The 19,618-nt window shown below is 36.0% G+C and carries 17 protein-coding genes and 1 other annotated feature; of the genes, 12 read left to right on the plus strand and 5 right to left on the minus strand.

Annotated elements, in window-relative coordinates; all coding sequences use genetic code 11:
- Positions 1 to 2 precede the first annotated feature (2 nt).
- The 3 genes from J2Z80_RS05150 (at position 3) to J2Z80_RS05160 (ending at position 5,229) form a co-directional block, all read left to right on the plus strand.
- The gene (locus tag J2Z80_RS05150; RefSeq protein ID WP_209453430.1) at positions 3 to 1,172 is read left to right on the plus strand and encodes a pyridoxal phosphate-dependent aminotransferase; all 1,170 of its coding nucleotides are present in this window, start codon (positions 3 to 5) and stop codon (positions 1,170 to 1,172) included.
- 149 nt (positions 1,173 to 1,321) lie between these two features.
- Positions 1,322 to 3,892, plus strand: a complete 2,571-nt coding sequence (locus J2Z80_RS05155) for a transglycosylase domain-containing protein (RefSeq protein WP_209453431.1) — start codon at positions 1,322 to 1,324, stop codon at positions 3,890 to 3,892.
- Between the two features lie 143 nt (positions 3,893 to 4,035).
- Positions 4,036 to 5,229 carry a M28 family peptidase gene (locus tag J2Z80_RS05160; RefSeq protein WP_209453432.1) on the plus strand — a complete coding sequence of 398 codons (1,194 nt, stop codon included), beginning with the start codon at positions 4,036 to 4,038 and terminating at the stop codon, positions 5,227 to 5,229.
- A 12-nt stretch (positions 5,230 to 5,241) separates the two neighbouring features.
- Here the strand turns inward: J2Z80_RS05160 and J2Z80_RS05165 are convergent, their stop codons facing one another.
- Positions 5,242 to 5,754: an ECF transporter S component gene (locus J2Z80_RS05165; protein ID WP_209453433.1), complete on the minus strand. Its 513-nt coding sequence runs from the start codon at positions 5,752 to 5,754 to the stop codon at positions 5,242 to 5,244.
- A 189-nt stretch (positions 5,755 to 5,943) separates the two neighbouring features.
- Between J2Z80_RS05165 and J2Z80_RS05170 the strand changes: the two genes are divergently transcribed.
- Both J2Z80_RS05170 and leuS read left to right on the plus strand, forming a co-directional pair.
- Positions 5,944 to 6,648, plus strand: coding sequence for a YjgB family protein (locus J2Z80_RS05170; RefSeq protein WP_209453434.1), 705 nt, complete (start codon positions 5,944 to 5,946; stop codon positions 6,646 to 6,648).
- 55 nt (positions 6,649 to 6,703) lie between these two features.
- Positions 6,704 to 6,897 (plus strand) — a binding site (T-box leader).
- 47 nt (positions 6,898 to 6,944) lie between these two features.
- Positions 6,945 to 9,389, plus strand: coding sequence for a leucine--tRNA ligase (leuS, locus tag J2Z80_RS05175; RefSeq protein ID WP_209453435.1), 2,445 nt, complete (start codon positions 6,945 to 6,947; stop codon positions 9,387 to 9,389).
- An 88-nt stretch (positions 9,390 to 9,477) separates the two neighbouring features.
- Here the strand turns inward: leuS and J2Z80_RS05180 are convergent, their stop codons facing one another.
- The 3 genes from J2Z80_RS05180 to tlp form a co-directional block, all read right to left on the minus strand.
- Positions 9,478 to 9,891 (minus strand): HEPN domain-containing protein, encoded by a 414-nt coding sequence (locus tag J2Z80_RS05180; RefSeq protein ID WP_209453436.1) that lies wholly within the window; start codon positions 9,889 to 9,891, stop codon positions 9,478 to 9,480.
- Entirely contained in the window at positions 9,888 to 10,376 is a 489-nt protein-coding gene (locus J2Z80_RS05185) for a nucleotidyltransferase domain-containing protein (protein ID WP_245301161.1), read from the minus strand. The genes J2Z80_RS05180 and J2Z80_RS05185 overlap by 4 nt, the downstream gene beginning before the upstream one ends.
- A 220-nt stretch (positions 10,377 to 10,596) precedes the next feature.
- On the minus strand, positions 10,597 to 10,866 hold the full coding sequence (gene tlp / locus J2Z80_RS05190) for a small acid-soluble spore protein Tlp (RefSeq protein ID WP_014757081.1): 270 nt from the start codon (positions 10,864 to 10,866) through the stop codon (positions 10,597 to 10,599).
- Between the two features lie 139 nt (positions 10,867 to 11,005).
- Between tlp and J2Z80_RS05195 the strand changes: the two genes are divergently transcribed.
- From J2Z80_RS05195 to J2Z80_RS05210, 4 genes are all read left to right on the plus strand, one after another.
- A complete protein-coding gene (locus J2Z80_RS05195) occupies positions 11,006 to 11,872 on the plus strand; it encodes an aldose epimerase family protein (RefSeq protein WP_209453438.1) in 867 nt (288 codons plus the stop codon).
- A gap of 82 nt (positions 11,873 to 11,954) precedes the next feature.
- The gene (locus J2Z80_RS05200; protein ID WP_209453439.1) at positions 11,955 to 12,953 is read left to right on the plus strand and encodes an inorganic phosphate transporter; all 999 of its coding nucleotides are present in this window, start codon (positions 11,955 to 11,957) and stop codon (positions 12,951 to 12,953) included.
- Positions 12,954 to 12,966: 13 nt separating this feature from the next.
- A complete protein-coding gene (locus J2Z80_RS05205) occupies positions 12,967 to 13,581 on the plus strand; it encodes a DUF47 domain-containing protein (RefSeq protein ID WP_209453440.1) in 615 nt (204 codons plus the stop codon).
- A 188-nt stretch (positions 13,582 to 13,769) separates the two neighbouring features.
- Positions 13,770 to 15,404, plus strand: coding sequence for a peptide ABC transporter substrate-binding protein (locus tag J2Z80_RS05210; protein WP_209453441.1), 1,635 nt, complete (start codon positions 13,770 to 13,772; stop codon positions 15,402 to 15,404).
- A gap of 33 nt (positions 15,405 to 15,437) precedes the next feature.
- Here the strand turns inward: J2Z80_RS05210 and J2Z80_RS05215 are convergent, their stop codons facing one another.
- A complete protein-coding gene (locus J2Z80_RS05215) occupies positions 15,438 to 16,832 on the minus strand; it encodes an APC family permease (RefSeq protein ID WP_209453442.1) in 1,395 nt (464 codons plus the stop codon).
- 222 nt (positions 16,833 to 17,054) lie between these two features.
- Here J2Z80_RS05215 and J2Z80_RS05220 point away from each other — a divergent pair, with 222 nt between their 5' ends.
- The 3 genes from J2Z80_RS05220 (at position 17,055) to J2Z80_RS05230 (ending at position 19,594) form a co-directional block, all read left to right on the plus strand.
- Entirely contained in the window at positions 17,055 to 18,491 is a 1,437-nt protein-coding gene (locus tag J2Z80_RS05220) for a glycoside hydrolase family 1 protein (protein WP_209453443.1), read from the plus strand.
- A 61-nt stretch (positions 18,492 to 18,552) separates the two neighbouring features.
- On the plus strand, positions 18,553 to 18,744 hold the full coding sequence (locus J2Z80_RS15390) for a hypothetical protein (RefSeq protein WP_209453444.1): 192 nt from the start codon (positions 18,553 to 18,555) through the stop codon (positions 18,742 to 18,744).
- Entirely contained in the window at positions 18,716 to 19,594 is an 879-nt protein-coding gene (locus tag J2Z80_RS05230; protein ID WP_209453445.1) for an oxidoreductase, read from the plus strand. The genes J2Z80_RS15390 and J2Z80_RS05230 overlap by 29 nt, the downstream gene beginning before the upstream one ends.
- The last annotated feature ends 24 nt before the right edge of the window (positions 19,595 to 19,618 follow it).

Raw genomic sequence — 19,618 nt, forward strand, 5'->3', positions numbered from 1 at the left:
TAGTGAACTACGAAGATAGAGTGGCAAAGCGTGCAAAATCTATAGAGATATCTACAATAAGGTATTTTTTTAATATGGTAAAAGATGTGCCAGATGCCATATCGCTGACGATTGGAGAGCCTGATTTCGTCACACCAAAGCACATAATCGATGCAGCGTATGCCTCATTATTAGAAGGCAAAACAGGATATACGGTAAATGCCGGGCTTATAGAATTGCGGCAAGAGATATCAAAATATCTCAAAAGAAGTTGCGATGTAGAGTATAAGCCTGACGGTGAGATACTCGTCACAATCGGTGCGACGGAGGCTATTTACATAGCACTGAATACTCTTGTGGAAGATGGAGACGAAGTATTGATACCGGAGCCGTCATTTGTGGCTTACGATCCGTGTACGAAATTGGCTGGTGGCAAATCTGTTTTTGTCCCTACATATGAAAAAGATAACTTTGTCTTAAAAGCAGATGTATTAGAAAAGTATGTGACAGATAGATCGAAAGTTTTGATTTTGCCATATCCCAATAATCCAACAGGAGCTGTCATGCCTTATGAGGAAATGGTGAAATTGGCTGAGGTAGTATTAAAGTATGATTTGCTGGTTGTGACGGATGAGATATACTCTGAACTGGTTTACGATGGCTTTAAGCATGTAAGTTTTGCATCACTGCCTGGAATGTGGAAAAGGACTGTTTTGATAAATGGTTTTTCTAAGTCTTATGCCATGACAGGATGGAGGCTGGGCTATATAGCCGCACCGGAGTATTTTGTAAAGCACATGACGAAGATACACCAGTACGATGTAACATCAGCATCAACACAGTCGCAATACGCAGGATTAGAAGCCATGAAAAATGGTGGAAATGACATCAAATTTATGAGGGAAAAATATGATGAAAGAAGGAAGTTTTTATATGACAGCTTAATTGATATGGGGTTTGAATGTTTCGAACCTAAAGGCGCATTTTACATATTTCCATCAATCAAGAAGACAGGACTTACATCGGCAGAATTTGCAAAACGGCTTTTATACGAGGCAAAAGTTGCAGTTGTTCCTGGCAGCGCCTTTGGAGAGCATGGAGAAGGTCATGTAAGGATGGCATATGCCACATCAATGGATAATCTAAAGGAGTCGGTAAAAAGGATGGAAAAATTTTTGCGAAATTTTAAATAGGAGTAACACATGGAACAGTAAATATAAGTTCCATGTTTTTTTATATATTTTAATTATTTTTTAATAATTTCGACATTTGCCTGAAAATAAAATATGATATAATATGTTATGGTATAATATTTGTATTAAAATTTTTGAGGGGATATGTTATGGAGAATAATACACAACTTAGGCGAAGTGATAGAAATAAAAAGAAAAAAAATAAGAGCGCTTTAAAGAAGATCCTCAATGTTGTGTTGTGGGGTGTATTGATATTAATTTTGGCAGGTATTGGCGCTGCAGGTGGCAAGGTGTTGGCTATAATTAAAAATACGCCGCCATTATCGCAAGATGCATTGACAAAGATGAAACAGTCATCGATAGTTTACGTAAAAAACAGCAATGGAAGCTGGAGCCAAGCGGCTATTTTACATGGTTCTGACAATAGACTTTGGGTATCAATAGATAAAATACCAAAGAATTTGCAAAATGCTGTTGTTGCTATAGAAGATCAGAGATTCTACAAGAACAATTTAGGCATTGATCCTAAGAGAATAGTAGGTGCATTGGTTGCGGACATAAAGGCTGGCGGGAAACCTATAGAAGGTGCAAGTACCATAACACAGCAGCTTGTCAAAAATACGATGCTTACAGATGAGAAGACATTGACGAGAAAGATTCAAGAGGCTGTATTGGCTTGGCAACTTGAACAGAAGTATACAAAGAAGCAGATACTGGAAGCATACCTTAATACAATTTATTTAGGTGGTCCACATATAAATGCATATGGGGTTCAAGCAGCTGCGCTTCAGTATTTTGGCAAAGATGTAAGTCAGTTAGATCTTGCAGAATGTGCTATGATTGCCGGAATTACTAATAATCCATCCATGTATTCACCTGATTCAAATGTGGAAAAAGCTACAGAGAGGCAGCACCTTGTTTTAAGTGAGATGCTGAAACAAGGCTTTATTACTCAAGAACAGTACAATTCCGCTATTAATGAAAAGCTTAATTTTGTTTTCAAGAATCTCAATTTGTCTACGTACAGCCATGGATACTTTATAGATCAGGTCATAAATGATGCTACTGATGCACTTGTAAAGAAACTTGGCATAACTAAATCTGAAGCCTTGAATAAAATATACAATGGTGGGCTTAGGATATATTCTACAATGGATCCAAACATACAGACAATAATGGAAAATGCCTTTAAAAATCCAAAATTGTTTCCTGTTGATCCGACGTCAAAAGAATCTGTGCAGGGTGCAATGGTTGTAATAGATTGGAAGACTGGCGAGATAAAGGGTATAGTAGGTGGAAGAAACACAAATGATTTCAAATATGTTACAAGAGGTATAAGTTTTGCCGATTCAAAAAGACAACCGGGATCATCTATAAAGCCTTTGACTGTTTATGGACCAGCACTTCAAAGCGGCCTTACTGCTGCGACAGTTGTGGATGATGTTCCTACGACATTTACACTTCCTGGTGCAAAGCCATATACACCTCACAACTATGAAAGCAATTATTACCATGGATTGGTGACTCTGAGGGAAGCTATAACAGATTCTTTGAATGTGCCTGCTGTGCAGGTCGTAAATAAAATAGGCATCAATGTATCGGCGACCTATGGAAAGAAATTTGGGCTTGATATAACTAAAGATGATATGTATTTGCCAGCATTAGCGTTAGGTGGTTTGAGCCATGGGATAACACCCATTCAGGAAGCTGCTGCTTATGGTGCTATTGCTAACAAAGGCATGTATATAAGCCCTATTACTTTTACAAAGATTGAAGATTCAACTGGGAAAGTATTGGTTGACAATAAACCTGAGGAACATGTGGTGCTGAGTGAGCAGAATGCATATATATTGAGAAGCATGATGATGGATGTTGTAAATCACGGTACAGGTACGGCAGCAAGGCTGTCAAACATGGACGTGGCCGGAAAGACTGGCACGTCTGAAAATTCAGGCAATATATGGTTCTCAGGTTTCACACCATATTATGTTGGAACAGTGTGGATGGGGTATCCATCATCAAATAATGCTGTTAAAAATTATGGTGTACCACAGGTTGGCGGAACATTTCCGGCAAAGATGTGGAAGACAGTAATGTCTGAGATACATCAGAATCTTCCAGCTAAGCGCTTTACTGATAAACCATCTGGAATAGTGTATGAAACAGTCTGCAAAGATTCAGGAGAATTGCCTACTGATTTATGTAAACAAGATCCAAGAGGAGACAGAACATATACTGAAATGTTTGCTGTAGGTACACAGCCGACAGAATATTGCACAGTTCATGTATCTGCAAAGATAAATACTCTGACTGGGAAATTGGCATCTGAATGGACGCTGCCATTCCTTGTAAAAGAAGAAGTGTTTATAAATCCACCAGGAAGAACAGCAAAGCAAAATGCATACGCTGCTGACGGAAAATATGTTGTGCCGACAGAAGTAGATACAGAAAATCAAATTCAGCCAGGGGATAATCAGAGTGGAAATACTGATCAAAACGGCGATGCAACAAATAGTGACAGCAGCAATACTGCCCCAGTAAATGGTACAGAGCCCGGAACGACAACTGATAATGGAGGGCAAAGTGGCACCTCAACTACTGATGAGCAAAACAACATCAGTGGAACAAATGGTAATCAGACTAGCAGCAGCGGGCAAAATAATTCTGCAACTAATCAAAAGGGAGTTGGGAAGATAATAAACTCAATACTTGGACGCTAAATAAAAAGATGGCTATGGGTTATGTAGCCGTCTTTTTTTACGTATACGATTTTTATTATTGCGTATAATGGAGTAAGATTAGAAAAAATTATTGAAGGAATATTGGCATTCTTGTAGAAATATATAAGCAGGGGGCGTATATTATGAAAAGCATTGATTATTTAAAAGGGCTTTCTAAGTTTGAGCATCGTGGTTCGGCAACAAAAAATGAGAGAAAGGCTGCTGACTACATTGCCAATAAGCTTGAAGGTATGGGATATGAAGTAGTTAAGCAGGAATTTAAAACAACTCGTGACAATCTCTATATTTTGCCTCTTCAGTTTGGTATCCTCTTATTTATAATGGGTGCTGCGTCATTTTTCTACGATAAATTTCTAAATGCATTAGAATTGATTATTTCATTAATTTCAATAGGATTGTTGATTTTAGAACTAAGTGGGAAATCTTTTGAGACAAGCATAATGCCAAAACATCGTTCAAAAAATGTCTTTACAAAATTTGAGAAAAACGATAAAAAGAAGATAATTGTATCTGCACACATTGATACTCAAAAAGGAAGTTTGATGTTTAGCCCTAAAATCGTTGACAAACTGAAAATGATATATAATATCGGCTATTTGGGATTTGCACTGATACCTGTCGGCATAGTCTTTGGACTGTTTCATCTTTATCTAATTTCATATATCGTGCTTGGAATTGGCCTTTTAATAACTTTTGCTATGATTGTATTTTTGCTTGTATGTGAGTTGGGTGGGAAATATACAAATGGTGCCAATGATAATGGTTCAGGGGCATCGCTGGCTTTGGCAATAGCAGATTATTACATTAACAATAAAGAAAATTTTCCAGATGATGTTGAAGTGATTTTCCTCTTTACAGGAAGCGAAGAGACAGGCGAAAGAGGAATGAAATATTTCTTGAGAAGATATAGGAGATTATTAAACAAAGATACTCAATTTGTAGTATTGGATAATCTCGGTGCTGGAAAATTGACATACCTTGAAGGAGAAGGAATGATATTCTATAAAAAAGCAGGTGAAATGCTCATAGATATAGCTGATGAAATGAGGAAAGAATATCCAAATGGAGTAGTGCAGAAAAGGAAAAATCTACTTTTGCCGACAGATGCGCTGCCTGTGCTGGCAAATGGCTTTTGCGGCATAACGTTTATATCCATGGATGAAAATGGAAAGATAAAGAATTATCACTGGTTCACAGATACTATAGACAATGTCGATTCTAAGTTATTAAGGTATGAAGAAAGCTTTTTGATAGAATATATATTGAGAGTTTCAAAGAAGATAAGCAGTGCAAAAAGTGTTGAAGCAGTAAAATAGGAGTAGGGGCACCTACTCCTTTGATTTATTAAAATAACCTGTAAGTATAAATATTAAGAATATAGATAGTATACCACCAATGATGGCTGTCGCAAGCTGCGGAAGTGTAAACGCTGCAACGATCTTTTGCGGTACGTTGACATTAAACCAAGTCAGAATATATTTTACTGAAGCTGCCAGCCACAAAAATTTTACAACCGCACCTACGATCATACCTATTATGTTGTTTTTTACAGTTTTAAATAGCACTACGTACAGTGTATTACCTATCATTATAAAAGGAATAAGTATCGGAAATCCCATAAGTCCTACTAAAAAAGCGATGATTGGTGTCAAAAGGCCTATTGACACACCTGACCAGATTCCAACAAAGTATGCAGAGATTATAAGCATTGCATTTACGATTGAGCCCGTTATAAGCTGTGGCATCTTGATAAACTGCACTATGATTGTAATTGCCAGCAAGATAGCTGTCCTAGTTATAAATCTGGCATCAAATTTTTTAGTTAATGAGTTATTCGGCATATTACCACCTCCAACATCAATATATTTAACTATATTTTAACACTCCAGAAGAATATTGTTAAGCGAATATCGATAAAGTTTTAAAAATATTAATTATGTATTAAATCTGGCTTAAATCGATTGACTAAAAGTGTTGTAGAAGATTATTATTTATGGAGGGGAGCTAAATAAAAAATTGGAGGATTGATTATGAAAAAATATGGCTTATTGATAGCATTTGTTGTCATCGTATCGGTATTTGCTGGATACCTGCTCTACAATAATTCTCACAAAACACAAAGAGAAAATCAAGAATCACAAAGCCAGAAAAGCACCATAAATGATAATTCGACTTCACAGAATAATACCACAGATGAAAATAATGACAGTAACAGTGAAAGTGTTAATACTAGTGACAAACAGAATCAAAATCTTGTAGCTGAAAACCATAATGCTGACTTGATAAATCAAACAGTTAGCCTTGCAAAAGAAGGGAAGGTCATAAATTGCGACTTTGTAACGGGAAAAACTACTATAGATGATATAGAAAAGGTATATGGCACTCCAGATAAACAAGAGTACATCTCATCTGCCAAAGGAACCTACACAACTTTTACAGACAAGGGACTTGTATTTGGATTTAATAAAGGAATGCAGGTTTTTGAAACAAGGTCATTTGATCCTAGATTACAAGCCATTTCAAGAAGCGATATTGAAAAAGTATTGGGAGAAGCCCCATATAAAGCCACTATAAGCGGCACTCCAAGCCAAACTGTTTTAGGATATACGATGAATTCTGATTACAAGCTTGAATTTGTCATATCAAATACAACAAATCTTGTGGATCATGTAAATGTGTTGTATCCAAGAGCTACAGTAAATTCTATGGCAGACGATCCTGGACGCCAGTGGTAATTTATCTTATTGCATTTTAAGAGTATTTGTAATAAAATATTGATAAATATATATTGATAATGCAATGATGTGGAGTAGTAGGCTAAGACTTTTTCAGAGAGCCTTGTGACGGTGGGAAAAGGCATTGTGTTAGCTGAACTCGCCATTGAGCATGCATATTAAAAGTATGCACGGTTGTACCGTTATATGAAACAAGTGGGCTTGCGTCAAAAAGAGTGGTACCACGGAAGCGTAGCTTTCGTCTCTTTGTGATGTGAAGCCTTTTTTATGCAAAAAATATTAATAGGAGTGAGAAGATGACTTATTCAAGGGATATTGATAAAAAATGGCAAAAGAAGTGGGAAGATACAAAACTATACAAATTTAATCCGGATAACATCGACAAAAAATTGTACTGTCTTGAGATGTTTTCATATCCATCAGGTGCTAAGCTTCACGCAGGGCATTGGTATAACTACGGGCCTGCTGATTCATGGGCAAGGATGAAAAGGATGCAGGGCTATGAAGTTTTTCATCCAATGGGTTTTGATGCGTTTGGATTGCCGGCAGAAAACTATGCCATAAAGACAGGCATACATCCACAGGATTCTACCCTTCAAAACATAAAGACTATGGAAAGACAGCTAAGAGAGATGGGTGCCACATTTGATTGGGATTATGAGGTTATAACATGTTTGCCTGATTACTACAAGTGGACACAATGGGTATTCTTACAACTGTACAAGAAAGGTTTGGCTTATAGGAAAAAAGCTCCTGTCAATTGGTGTCCAAGCTGCAAGACAGTTCTTGCAAATGAGCAGGTTGTGGAAGGAACTTGTGAAAGATGCGGGAGTGAAGTAACTAAAAAAGATTTGACTCAATGGTTTTTGAAAATAACTGAATATGCAGAAGAACTTTTAGATAAGCTTGATGAGCTGGATTGGCCTGAGAAGACGAAGATGATGCAGAGAAACTGGATAGGAAAATCAGACGGTGCTGAGATAGAGTTTAAAGTCGATGGCAAGGACATATCGTTTAAAGTTTTTACGACAAGGGCTGACACGCTGTACGGTGTTACATACGTAGTTTTAGCTCCAGAAAATGAGATAGTAGATCTCATAACGACAGATGAGCATAGAAGAAATGTAGAAGAATATAAAGAATATGCCAAAAAGCAAAGCGAGATAGAGAGGCTTTCGACGGAAAAAGAGAAGACAGGTGTATTTACAGGAGCGTATGCTATCCATCCTATCACAGGCGAAAGAGTGCCTATATGGATATCCGATTACGTTCTTGCCACATACGGGACAGGCTGTGTAATGGCTGTGCCTGCTCATGATGAAAGAGATTATGCATTTGCAAAGAAATACGATTTGCCAATAAAGAGAGTCATCAAGGGAAATGATGGAGTAGACGACTCACTGCCATTTGTTGAATACGGTATTCTTGTAGACAGTGGTGACTTTACAGGAAGCAAATCAGAAGATGCAAGGATAGAAATAGTGAAGATGCTCGAGAAAGAAGGCAAAGGAGCTCTTAAGGTAAACTACAGGTTAAGGGATTGGCTTGTATCAAGGCAAAGGTATTGGGGAGCGCCTATACCAATAATACACTGTGAGAAATGTGGACTGGTGCCTGTGCCTGAAGAAGATCTTCCGGTTCTTTTGCCTTACAATGTGGAGTTTTCTCCAGATGGGGAGTCGCCTCTTAAGAAATCTGAGGAATTTATGAATACTACATGCCCTAAATGCGGTGGCAAAGCATTAAGAGATCCTGATACACTTGATACATTCGTTGATTCATCGTGGTACTTCTTAAGGTATCCTGACAACAAAAACGACAAAGAGCCTTTTAACAAAGAGCTCATTGATAAGATGCTTCCGGTTGACAAATATATAGGCGGTGCTGAGCATGCATGTATGCATCTTTTGTACGCCAGATTTGTCACTAAGGCATTGAGAGACTTAGGATATCTTGATTTCGATGAACCTTTTAAATCTCTCATACATCAGGGAATAATTTTAGGGCCTGATGGAAACAAGATGAGTAAATCAAGAGGCAATACAATATCACCTGATGAATACATCAATGAATACGGTTCTGACGTATTTAGGATGTACTTGATGTTTGGATTTGCCTTTACTGAAGGTGGCCCGTGGAATGATGACGGTATAAAAGCCATGTCCCGCTTCATACAGAGAATTGAAAGGCTTGTAGATAAATTTATAGAAGACAGAGGCAAAGAAGGCAAAGATGAGATTTCAAAAGATGAGAAAGAACTTAATTATGTAAGAAATTATACCATAAAAAGCGTCACAGAAGATGCTGAAAAGTTCCAGTTTAATACTGCCATAGCAAGGATAATGGAGCTTGTAAATGCTCTTTATAAATACGATGCTGACGTGGAAATTAAAAACACAAAATTGTACGAGGAAACTATTGCAGATCTTGTAAGACTTTTAGCTCCTTTTGCACCGCATTTTGCAGAAGAAATTTGGGAGAAAATGGGATACAGCTATTCTGTTTTCAATCAAAAATGGCCAGAGTACGATGATAAAGCTTTAGTAAAAGATGTTGTTGAGATAGCAATACAAGTCAACGGTAAGGTAAGAGGACGTCTCGAAGTTTCTCCAGACGCGAGTGAGAAGGAAATTCAAGATGCTGTCCTTTCAGCAGAAAGCATAAAACAATACGTTGACGGCAAAGAAATAGTTAAAGTCGTAGTTGTAAAAGGCAGGCTTGTGAATATAGTTGTAAAATGACAAAAGGCAAGAAAGTAATTCTTGCCTTTTGCAATATTATTGTCATACGTTAACAAAATAACAAATTATTATAAATCATATTTCTTATCTATTGACTTGAAATAGCTTTTTCTGCTATATTGACTACTAACTTTGAATCGTTTATAGCTTTCCTTGCGTCTTCTTCTGTGTATTCAAGTGTTGGAATAAAATCGATATCGCCATAAAAGGAAAATTCTCTTTCTTTTCTAAGCCACTTAGATATTGAAGCAAGTTTATCTACTGCTTCTTTTACTTCATCAGAGAACTTATCTTTATATTCAATTAATAAGTATCCTACATCATGCTGTTTTGGCGGTTCAACTCCAATCTTTCTTAACATGCCTTTTAAAGCAAGTTCTACAGCTTCTTGCGCTTCTCTAATCACATCTGAATAATCTTCTTCATTCATAAGAAATTCAATCATCTTAATGCGTGTTTTAGCTTTTTGCAAGTAGCTTTCAGCAAGTGTAATATTATTCATATATGAAACACCTCATCATTTTTGTAATCCGGTTTTATTACCCAGTGCCATTTTTCGTTGTTTCCTACTTTATATGCACCCATTTTTTTAAGATTAGAAGAAAGTTCACTCAAATACTTTGAGAAGAAGTCATTTTTATCATATAATATTTTTGCATCATTTATCATATCAAGAAAAAGCAAGCTGCCTATTTTTACTTCAGAAGGTGTTTTAATAATTGGAGATAATTCCGTGTATATTTTTAAGTTTCTAAGCTTTTCGATGTAATTTTCTAATAATGATTCAACTTTATTAAATTGTTGTACGCGCTTTATTCTTCCATCTGGAATATTTTCAGCGACAATTAATATATCTATATCAGATTCAGGGCTTGGCGTGCCTCTTGCAACAGACCCGAAAATTACAAGACTGATTAAATTATCGCCATATACTTCTTGGCAGGCTGATTTTAAAAGATAAAGTATTTCGTTAAAATATTCTATCATCAAACAGATTACCATCCTTTCAAAATCTTACAATTATTATAACACATAATAAATATTAGGACAATTTATAATTATGGCATTGCGAGAAATGCATTTATATGATATGACATTTAGATGGTATTATTCAGAGATTATTATGATGAATTGGGTTTATACTTGCATGCAAGTACAAAAACTAAGGTGGACTTAAAAAAATAGGCAGTGAGAAACTGCCTATTTTTTAATCTTTTTTGTCTACACCGTTTCCGGCTTCTACTTCGTCTACGATTTCGTCTCTCATGCCATGGATGCTTTCAAGTCTATGGCGATTTTTTTCTTTGATTCTTGCGATTTCTTCTGGAGAAAGTTCTTCAGCATGCAATTTCAAGTAATCTTCAGCTTCTCTGTAATTTTCTATTGTATCGTGAATCATATCCTGCAATTTTCCTACGTTATCAGAACGGTCATCGGGCTTTGGAGGATTTTTGTAACGCCCTTTTTCCTCAGCCATCTCTATCACACTCCTAAAAGTATTTTTTCAAAATTATTTTTAACTTTTATATTTAATATATGTATTGAAAAAATTAGAAAAGCTTAGGGCGATTATAGTATAATAGGTTTTAGACAAAATAATAAAAGAGGTGCTGTAAATGTATAAAGTGGAAAAATATATGGATAAATTTGAAACGTACAGGCTTTGCGATTTGGAGAATAATTCCTATTTTGAAGTTGTGCCAGAGCGGGGAGGGGTCATAACGAAATTTGTATATAATGGAAACGAGATTTTATACCTTGATAAAGAAACACTGTACGATACAACGAAGAATTTAAGAGGAGGAATACCCATACTTTTTCCAATCTGTGGGTACCTAAAAGATGAGAAATATACGATAGATGGCAGAGAGTACAACATGAAACAGCATGGTATTGCAAGGCTTTATAAATGGGATGTAGTTGAGACAAATGCTAATGATTCTGCGTCGATAACATTAAAGTTTACAAGCAGTAGCGAGACAAGGAAAATATACCCTTTTGATTTTGAACTTATTTTTAAATATATTCTCAAGAGCGGAATGCTGACAATAGAACAACAATATGTAAATAAGTCAGAGAAAAATATGATATTTTACTCTGGATTTCACCCATATTTTTATATTGAAAATAAGGGCGATGCCTTAATATCAGTTGATTCAGATGTATGCTATGATGCTATAGATAAAAAGCAGATTGCTTTCGATGGAGAGATTGACTTTAAAAAGACGGAGGTAAATCTTATTTTTGAGCCTAAATCAAATAAGTGTTCTATATTAGATAAAAAAAGAAATATGAAAGTTATTCTTGAATACGATGAAGTTTTTAAATACGTAGTTGTATGGGCATTACGCGATAAAGAATTTATATGTGTCGAACCTTGGATGGCTAAACCTGACTCCATGAATACAAAGGAAGATGTAAAAATTTTAAAGCCTGGTGATGAGCTAAAAGCAGTGTTTAACATAAGAGTATCTATGGAGTAATATTTATGGTTGTGGCACATTAACGTTTTGATTTATTTGCACATAATATAATGTACCACAGGAAATATATTGAGGTGTCAAAATGGATTTGCACTATGCTTTAATAGCTTTTATTTTATTATACATCTTTATTACAGGGTTTCACGACGAAGGAAATCTCATAGCTACGATTATTTCGTCAAGATCTATCGGCATAAGAAGTGCCTTCATAACAGCGTCTTTAGCTCAATTCATCGGGACAGCTACATTAAGCACTACAGTCGCATCCACCATAAGCAAAGACGTGCTTAAGCTTAAATACATTACAATTGCTGGCAATGATCTTTATATCATGATATTTACAGGCTTGCTTGGTGCTGTTGTTTGGAATCTTGTCACGTGGTATATAGGTATGCCTTCCAGCTCCTCACATGCATTAGTTGGAGGTATGATAGGGCCTTTCATAATTAAATATGGAATTGATTCTATTAACATCTATGGAATATTGTTAAAAGTCATAGTTCCGCTTTTTTTATCTCCGGTTTTTGGCTTTTTGATAGGATATCTGGTGATGTATTTGACAAGCCGTATTTTAAGGAGGGCTGGAGTAAAAGTCAATACTGTCTTAAAAAAGCTTCAATATTTGACTCTCTTTATTTTAAATGCCGGTCAAGGTGCTAATGATGCTCAAAAGGGAATGGGACTTATATATATATTGACGATAGGAAGCAGTCTATCAAAAAGCAGTGAGTTCCATAATACGATTAAGATTTTGTCGGCTTTTATGATATCTTTTGGGCTTCTTTTTGGCGGTCTTAGAATGATTAAAAGCGTTGGAACCAGGATATACAGAGTTAAGCCTTTTCACTCTTTTAATGCGCAGATATCGTCCCTATTCATAGTTATAGCTGCTGCACTATTTGGACTGCCTACAAGTGGAACGCAGATAATCAATTCTTCTGTGCTTGGAGTTGGTGCAAAAGAAAGGCCTGCTGCTGTAAGGTGGCAGTTTGCAAGAGGTATGTTTGCATCTTGGATTATTACAATACCTGCATCTTTTGCTATATCTTCGATTTTGTTTTTGATTTCTAAAACTGTATAAAGGTGTGGTGCAAATGGGATTGTTTAATTGGCTATTTTCAAAAGGCGTGGATTTTTACAAATTGCTGCAGGAGCACTCTAATTTGGCTTTAAAAGGTGTTCAGGCATTGGCTCTCTACATGACAACCGGCAAAGATGACGACGGTGAAAAAGTGATAAGTATAGAAAAAGAGGCCGACAATAAGAGAAAAGAGTTAATTGATGAGCTTGATAGCACATTTATTACACCTATTGAAAGAGAAGATATATACGAGCTATCCAGTGCCATCGACAATATATTGGATTACTGCGAGACGACGGTAAAAGAAATGGAGATATATGAGCTTGTTCCGACAGAGGAGCTTAGGGAAATGGTGGATGTCATATTGAGAGGTACAGAGCTTATAGATAAAAGCGTTTATAATCTTGATAAGGATAAGAAAGTAGCGATTGACTGTGCGTTAAAAGCTAAAAAACTTGAAAATGAGATGGAGTCATATTATAGAAAATATCTAGCGGAGCTTTTAAAGAATGATGATATAAAATACATTTTAAAAATGCGGGAGATATACAGACATTTAAACAACTGTGCTGATAAGATGGATTTAGCAGGAGAAATATTAGGCCATATTCTTGTGAAAGAAATATGAATATTTATTCTTTTAGGCAGATATATGCCGTTTTTTTATACTGTTGTTCACAAAGAAGACTGATGTTTAAAGCAAAAATATAATAAATGTTTAATTATTAAAATAAATTAATAAATATTAATAATTTATTTTGAATTATTATTCACGTGATGGTATAATTTTAATAAATTTTAAATGGGGGGATTTAAGTGAGAAAATTTTTGATTTATTTTATTGTGCTTACTTTTTTAGCGGCTAGTGTTTTAACAGGCTGCGGCAACAATGGAAGCAGTTCATCAACTGCGAATAGCAAGTCTAATTCAACTGAGCAAGTCTTGCATTTAAATCTTGGTGAAGAACCTCCGATGCTTGATCCAGCAAAATCTACCGATGGCGTTTCATTTCAAATACTTAACGCAGTATTGGAAGGGTTAGTAAGAATTGGAGCTGATGAAAAACCTAAAGAAGGTTCAGGTCTTGCTAAAAGCTGGGAAATTTCTGAGGATGGTCTTACATACGTGTTCCATTTAAAAGATAATATCAAATGGAGCGATGGAAACCCGATAACAGCATATGATTTTGAATATTCGTGGAAAAGAGCATTGGATCCTAATACTGCATCTGAGTATGCATACATAATGTATCCTATAAAAAATGCAGAAGCCTATAATTCGGGTAAGGTAAGTGCTGATTCTGTAGGTATAAAAGCATTGGATGACAAGACACTTAAAGTAGAGCTTCAAGAGCCTACACCTTATTTCTTAAGTTTGACGGCTTTTATCACGTATTTGCCACTTGAGAAATCTTTTGTGGAAAAGGAGGGAGATAAATTAGCATCAAGCCCTTCTGATTTAATATACAGTGGTCCATTTGTATTGAAGACATGGAACCATGAACAAAACATTGTCCTTGTTAAAAATGATAACTACTGGGATAAGGATAATGTCAAATTAAGCGAGATAGATTTTGACATGGTAAAAGATCTAAATACTGTCGCACAGGGCTATGATTCCGGTCAATATGACGAAATCAATATAAGCGGTGATTTCGTGCCAAAGTATAAAGATCAGGTTAAAGTGCATCCAAATGGTTTTACGTATTTCTTAGGTTTTAATACTTTGAATCCGGTTTTCAAAAATGCAAATATCAGGAAGGCATTTACAATATCAATAGACAGAAAGAGCTTTACAGAAAATGTCTTGAAGGATGGTTCTATTCCAGCTTGTGCGTTTGTGCCTAATGGCATCACAGGGTTAAATGGAGATTTCAGAAAAGAAGCTGGTGAAGCTTTATTCAAAGAAGATGCAAATGAGGCGAAAAATCTTCTTAAGAAAGGCATGGAAGAATTAAATATAACAAAACTTCCTAAGATAACTTTACTGGCAGATGACACAGATGTTGCAAAGAAGGAAGCCCAGGCAATTCAGCAATTTTGGAAAAATAATCTAGGCGTAGATGTAGTTATACAAAACGTATCATACAAGATAAGGCTTCAGATGTTTTCAAAGCAGCAATACGATGTTTGCTTGACAAGGTGGGGAGCCGACTACAACGATCCTATGACGTTTTTAGATTTGTGGACTACAGATGCTGGTAATAACAATGTGAAGTATTCAAATCCTAAATACGATGAGCTTATCAAAGAGGCAAAGTCAACAAATGATAATGCTGTACGCATGGAGAAGATGAAAGAAGCAGAAAAGATATTGATGGATGATATGCCTGTGGGACCTTTATTCTACTCTGCGACAGCCTATGTTCAGAGAGATTATGTAAAAGGTTGGGTAAGGCATTCTGTCGGTGTTGACAGCGATTGGAAGTGGACCTATATAGAAAATCATTAAAGTATTAAAGGCATTCCACATTGTGGAATGCCTTTAATGTTGTACGTTTCTTTTTTCATAATTTCTATATATTAGATAGCCTATTATCAAGAAAAGAAGTGTCCCTCCGACTAATTTGACTTCATACCAGAGAAGGCTTCCTAAATTCATGCCTGCAGGTGGAATGATAGAAAGGATTATTGAGAACAACACGACTAAGAAGCCTATTCCACCGACAAGCCAAGCTCCGAAATTTCCAAACGGAACCTTATAAAGCCTTTTGACATCGGGCTTTTTATACCTTAGGACGATCAGTGCAGAAAACATCACAAGGTATGGTATGAAGTATAGTATCGATGTCATGGCAGACAGCAGCCAGTAAGCAGATTCTACAGTCGGTGTTGAAAAAGCCATCAGTATCAGTAAACTTACAATGACGGCTTGTGTTATCATGGCATTTACAGGTGTGCCGTATTTATCATGAGATTTCGTAAAAAATGGCGGCATTATGCCTTTTGAACTAGTGAAAATCATGTTTATCGGTCCTATTATCCATGCATTTATTCCGCCTATCCCTCCTATAAATATCAAAAATGCAGCGACGCCTATTAAATATTTTAAGCCAATTTTGTCGAATATGATTTGTATTGCCTGCATTATCCCAGTCGCTAAACCTATTTCCTTTTGAGGAACTATGAAAGTTATGGAGATAGTGCCAAGGATGTACAACGCTGGTATAATGAAAGCAGATAAAACTATTGCTTTCGGGAAAGTCCTCTCAGGATTTTGCGTCCTTTCTGCCAGTGTCGGTGCTAATTCAAGCCCTGCGTAAGCAAATATCATGGATGAAAAGAAGACGATATTGCTTAAACTTGATAGATTAGGGAAAAGCGATGAAACTGTGTATGTTGCTTGAATTTTCTGATGAAGACCAGTAACCCAGTATATAGAAAAACCGATAAGCAGTATTCCTGGTATTATTGTTCCAAAAAGGCCGCCTGCATTTGAAAGCCATTTGCTTAAGCTAAGACCATTGACATTTACAAGCGTTATTATCCAAAAAAGTACAAATATGAATATGGATACGAATCGATCATTATCTGCAAGCTTAGGGTTCACCATGTAAGCAGCAGTGCTGGCGATGTATATAAGCATAGACGGATAGTACACCACATTTGTAAGCCAATATGACCATGACGTTAAAAAGCCGTATTTGTCGCCAAATGCTTCCTTTGCCCATACATACAAGCCACCTTCATAAGGCCATCCTGTAGATAGCTCAGCTACCGCAAGTCCTTGTGGTATGAAGAACAAAATAGAAGCTAAGACCCACAGCATCACAGAAGATGCTCCGTATTTTGCGGCAAGGGGAAGCCATCTTAAACCTATGATTGCCACTACATTCATAAGAACGATGTCACGCACTTTAAGAATCTTTTCTTTTTCCACAGTTTTGCCTCCTTAAAAATTTTTAATTAGCAAAATAATTTTATCATACAATAGTATCTATGTATATGTTTTACATAAAAAGGAATTTTATAAAATTGAAATATCCAAAATTTTGATTTGTACTTCAGTTGAGGTAATATTAGATTAGAAATACAATGATATCCAAGGCAATATAAAATATTCAATCAGAATGAATTCATACTTTAAACTGGAGGGATATAAATGGCGTACAAAAGGTACCATTTGCCAGAAGGTTTTATACTGGGTGCGGCTGCATCTGCATGGCAGACAGAAGGCTGGTCTGGGAAAAAGGATTACCAAGATTCTTTCATGGATCTGTGGTACAAATCAAATCCTGAACTATGGCACAACGGTTATGGTCCTACTATAGCTACAAACTTTTACAACAGATATCATGAAGATGTTAAGTTGATGAAAGAAATAGGGATAAATGCTTACAGGACGTCCATAGATTGGTCAAGGTTTATAAAAGATTATGAGACAGCAGAAGTTGATGAAGATGCCGCTAAATATTACAGCGATTTAATTGATGATTTGATAAAAAATGGTGTTGAGCCTATGATCTGCCTTGAGCATTACGAACTGCCGGCCGCTTTGTTTCAAAAATACGGTGGCTGGGGTTCAAAGCACGTTATAGAGCTTTATGTAAAGTATGCTGAGCAAGTGTTTAAATTGTATGGCGATAGAGTCAAGTATTTCTTTACATTTAACGAACCAATTGTCATACAGACTAGATCATTTCTTGACAGCATAAGGTATCCATTTTTTCAGGATACAAAGATGGCCATGCAGTGGAGCTACAATAAGATTCTCGCTAGTGCAAAAGCTATCGAAGCTTATAAACGAGGAAATTATAACAAAGACGGTAAAATTGGCATAATTCTAAACATAGAAGTGACATATCCACGGTCATCCGCTCAACATGATATTGCGGCTGCAAAAATTTACGATCTATTTTTCAACAGGATTTTTCTCGATCCATGCGTCAAAGGAGTGCTGCCGGATGAATTATTGAAGATACTAAATTATCATCACTGTTGTTTCGAATTTACAGAAGAAGAATTAGATACAATAAAAAACAACACGGTACAGATACTGGGATTGAATTTATATGCACCTGCCCGTGTCAAAGCAAGAGACTCAGCATGGAATCCATCGACGCCATTTCATCCTTCGTACTATTACGAGAAATTTGAACTGCCGGGCAGAAAAATGAATCTATCGCGAGGATGGGAGATATATCCGAGAATCATGTACGATATGGCCATGAGAATAAAAAATGAATATGGAAATATTGAATGGCTGGTAACGGAAAACGGCATGGGGGTAGAAAATGAGGGAAACTTTAAAAATGAAGATGGAGTTATACAGGACGACTACAGGATAGAGTTCATTTCAGAACATTTAAGATGGCTTTTAAAAGCTATAGAAGAAGGATCTAACTGCAAAGGGTATATGCTGTGGGCATTTACAGACAATGTATCACCCCAGAACGCATTTAAAAACAGGTATGGCTTGGTAGAAATTGATTTAGATTATAATAGAAACAGGCGGATTAAAAAATCAGGTTATTGGTATAAAGAAGTGTTGAAAAATCGGTATTTTGATTACAAAGACTTTACACCAGAGTACAAATAAAGTAAGCTATGTGTGTCTTATCTTCACACATATATGCTATATTAAGAAAGGGAAGAATAAAATGAAACTAAAAATAGGTTTTATAGGATTTGGGAAAAGTACAAATAGGTATCACTTGCCGTATGTACTATTAAGAAACAATATAGAAGTCAAGAAAATATATTATAGAACTAGAAAGAAAGAACTGGAAGAAAGATACGAAAGATATAATATCGAATTTACAAATGTATTTATTAAGTTTATTAGAAGATGAGGAAATTAAACTTGTATCAATATGCACTCCACATGGTACACATTATGAGTTGGCAAAATTGTGTTTAGAGCACAACAAAAATGTGCTGGTAGAAAAACCTTTTACAACCACATTAAAAGAGGCTGAGGAAATTTTAAGTTTAGCTGAAGAAAAGGGCCTTATCGCTATGCCGTTTCAAAATAGAAGATTTGACAGTGATTTCTTAGCGTTAAAGTATGTGATTACCAACAAATATGTAGGAGACATTGTGGAGGTCGAATCCCATTTTGATTATTTTAGAAGAGAATACCCTGATTTTAATGGAAAATATCATGACGGAGCCTTTTTCGGACTGGGCGTTCATACCGTTGACCAAATGGTATCTCTATTTGGGAAACCCAACAAAGTTTATTATGATATTAGGTCAATCAGGAACAAAAATAACCCTGATGATTATTATCATGTGGAACTGTTTTATGGCAATTTTAAGGCCATAGTTAAGACTAATCACTTAGTAAAAAGTCCTTATCCTAAATTTATTTTGCATGGAACGAAAGGAAGCTTTATAAAATACGGCATAGACAAACAGGAAGAATGCTTGAAGGCCGGCATGATGCCGCAGGATGCAGGATTTGGATTAGATCCTGAGGAAAATTACGGGAAAGTCATCTACGTAGATGATTGTGGAAATGATAAAGAACTGATAATTAAGACACCTGTAGGAGATTATGGAAAAGTATATGATAACCTATATGATGCAATAGTCAACAAAAAAGAAAAACTTGTAAGTGATTTTGAAATACTTACAGTAATGGAGATATTGGAGACAGGATTTAAAGGGGAGAATCCTAGAGTACATGTGTTTGAATGATATTATCTAAGACCCGGCTATTTA

This window comes from Thermoanaerobacterium butyriciformans (assembly GCF_017874545.1).
GTDB lineage: Bacteria > Bacillota > Thermoanaerobacteria > Thermoanaerobacterales > Thermoanaerobacteraceae > Thermoanaerobacterium > Thermoanaerobacterium butyriciformans.

Excerpts from the sequence above, each read along its gene's own strand:
- J2Z80_RS05155 (WP_209453431.1), top strand. The coding sequence starts at position 1,322 with ATGGAGAATAATACACAACTTAGGCGAAGTGATAGAAATAAAAAGAAA.
- J2Z80_RS05160 (WP_209453432.1), top strand. The coding sequence starts at position 4,036 with ATGAAAAGCATTGATTATTTAAAAGGGCTTTCTAAGTTTGAGCATCGT.
- J2Z80_RS05165 (WP_209453433.1), bottom strand. The coding sequence starts at position 5,754 with ATGCCGAATAACTCATTAACTAAAAAATTTGATGCCAGATTTATAACT.
- J2Z80_RS05170 (WP_209453434.1), top strand. The coding sequence starts at position 5,944 with ATGAAAAAATATGGCTTATTGATAGCATTTGTTGTCATCGTATCGGTA.
- leuS (WP_209453435.1), top strand. The coding sequence starts at position 6,945 with ATGACTTATTCAAGGGATATTGATAAAAAATGGCAAAAGAAGTGGGAA.
- J2Z80_RS05180 (WP_209453436.1), bottom strand. The coding sequence starts at position 9,891 with ATGAATAATATTACACTTGCTGAAAGCTACTTGCAAAAAGCTAAAACA.
- J2Z80_RS05185 (WP_245301161.1), bottom strand. The coding sequence starts at position 10,376 with ATGATAGAATATTTTAACGAAATACTTTATCTTTTAAAATCAGCCTGC.
- tlp (WP_014757081.1), bottom strand. The coding sequence starts at position 10,866 with ATGGCTGAGGAAAAAGGGCGTTACAAAAATCCTCCAAAGCCCGATGAC.
- J2Z80_RS05195 (WP_209453438.1), top strand. The coding sequence starts at position 11,006 with ATGTATAAAGTGGAAAAATATATGGATAAATTTGAAACGTACAGGCTT.
- J2Z80_RS05200 (WP_209453439.1), top strand. The coding sequence starts at position 11,955 with ATGGATTTGCACTATGCTTTAATAGCTTTTATTTTATTATACATCTTT.
- J2Z80_RS05205 (WP_209453440.1), top strand. The coding sequence starts at position 12,967 with ATGGGATTGTTTAATTGGCTATTTTCAAAAGGCGTGGATTTTTACAAA.
- J2Z80_RS05220 (WP_209453443.1), top strand. The coding sequence starts at position 17,055 with ATGGCGTACAAAAGGTACCATTTGCCAGAAGGTTTTATACTGGGTGCG.
- J2Z80_RS15390 (WP_209453444.1), top strand. The coding sequence starts at position 18,553 with ATGAAACTAAAAATAGGTTTTATAGGATTTGGGAAAAGTACAAATAGG.
- J2Z80_RS05230 (WP_209453445.1), top strand. The coding sequence starts at position 18,716 with ATGTATTTATTAAGTTTATTAGAAGATGAGGAAATTAAACTTGTATCA.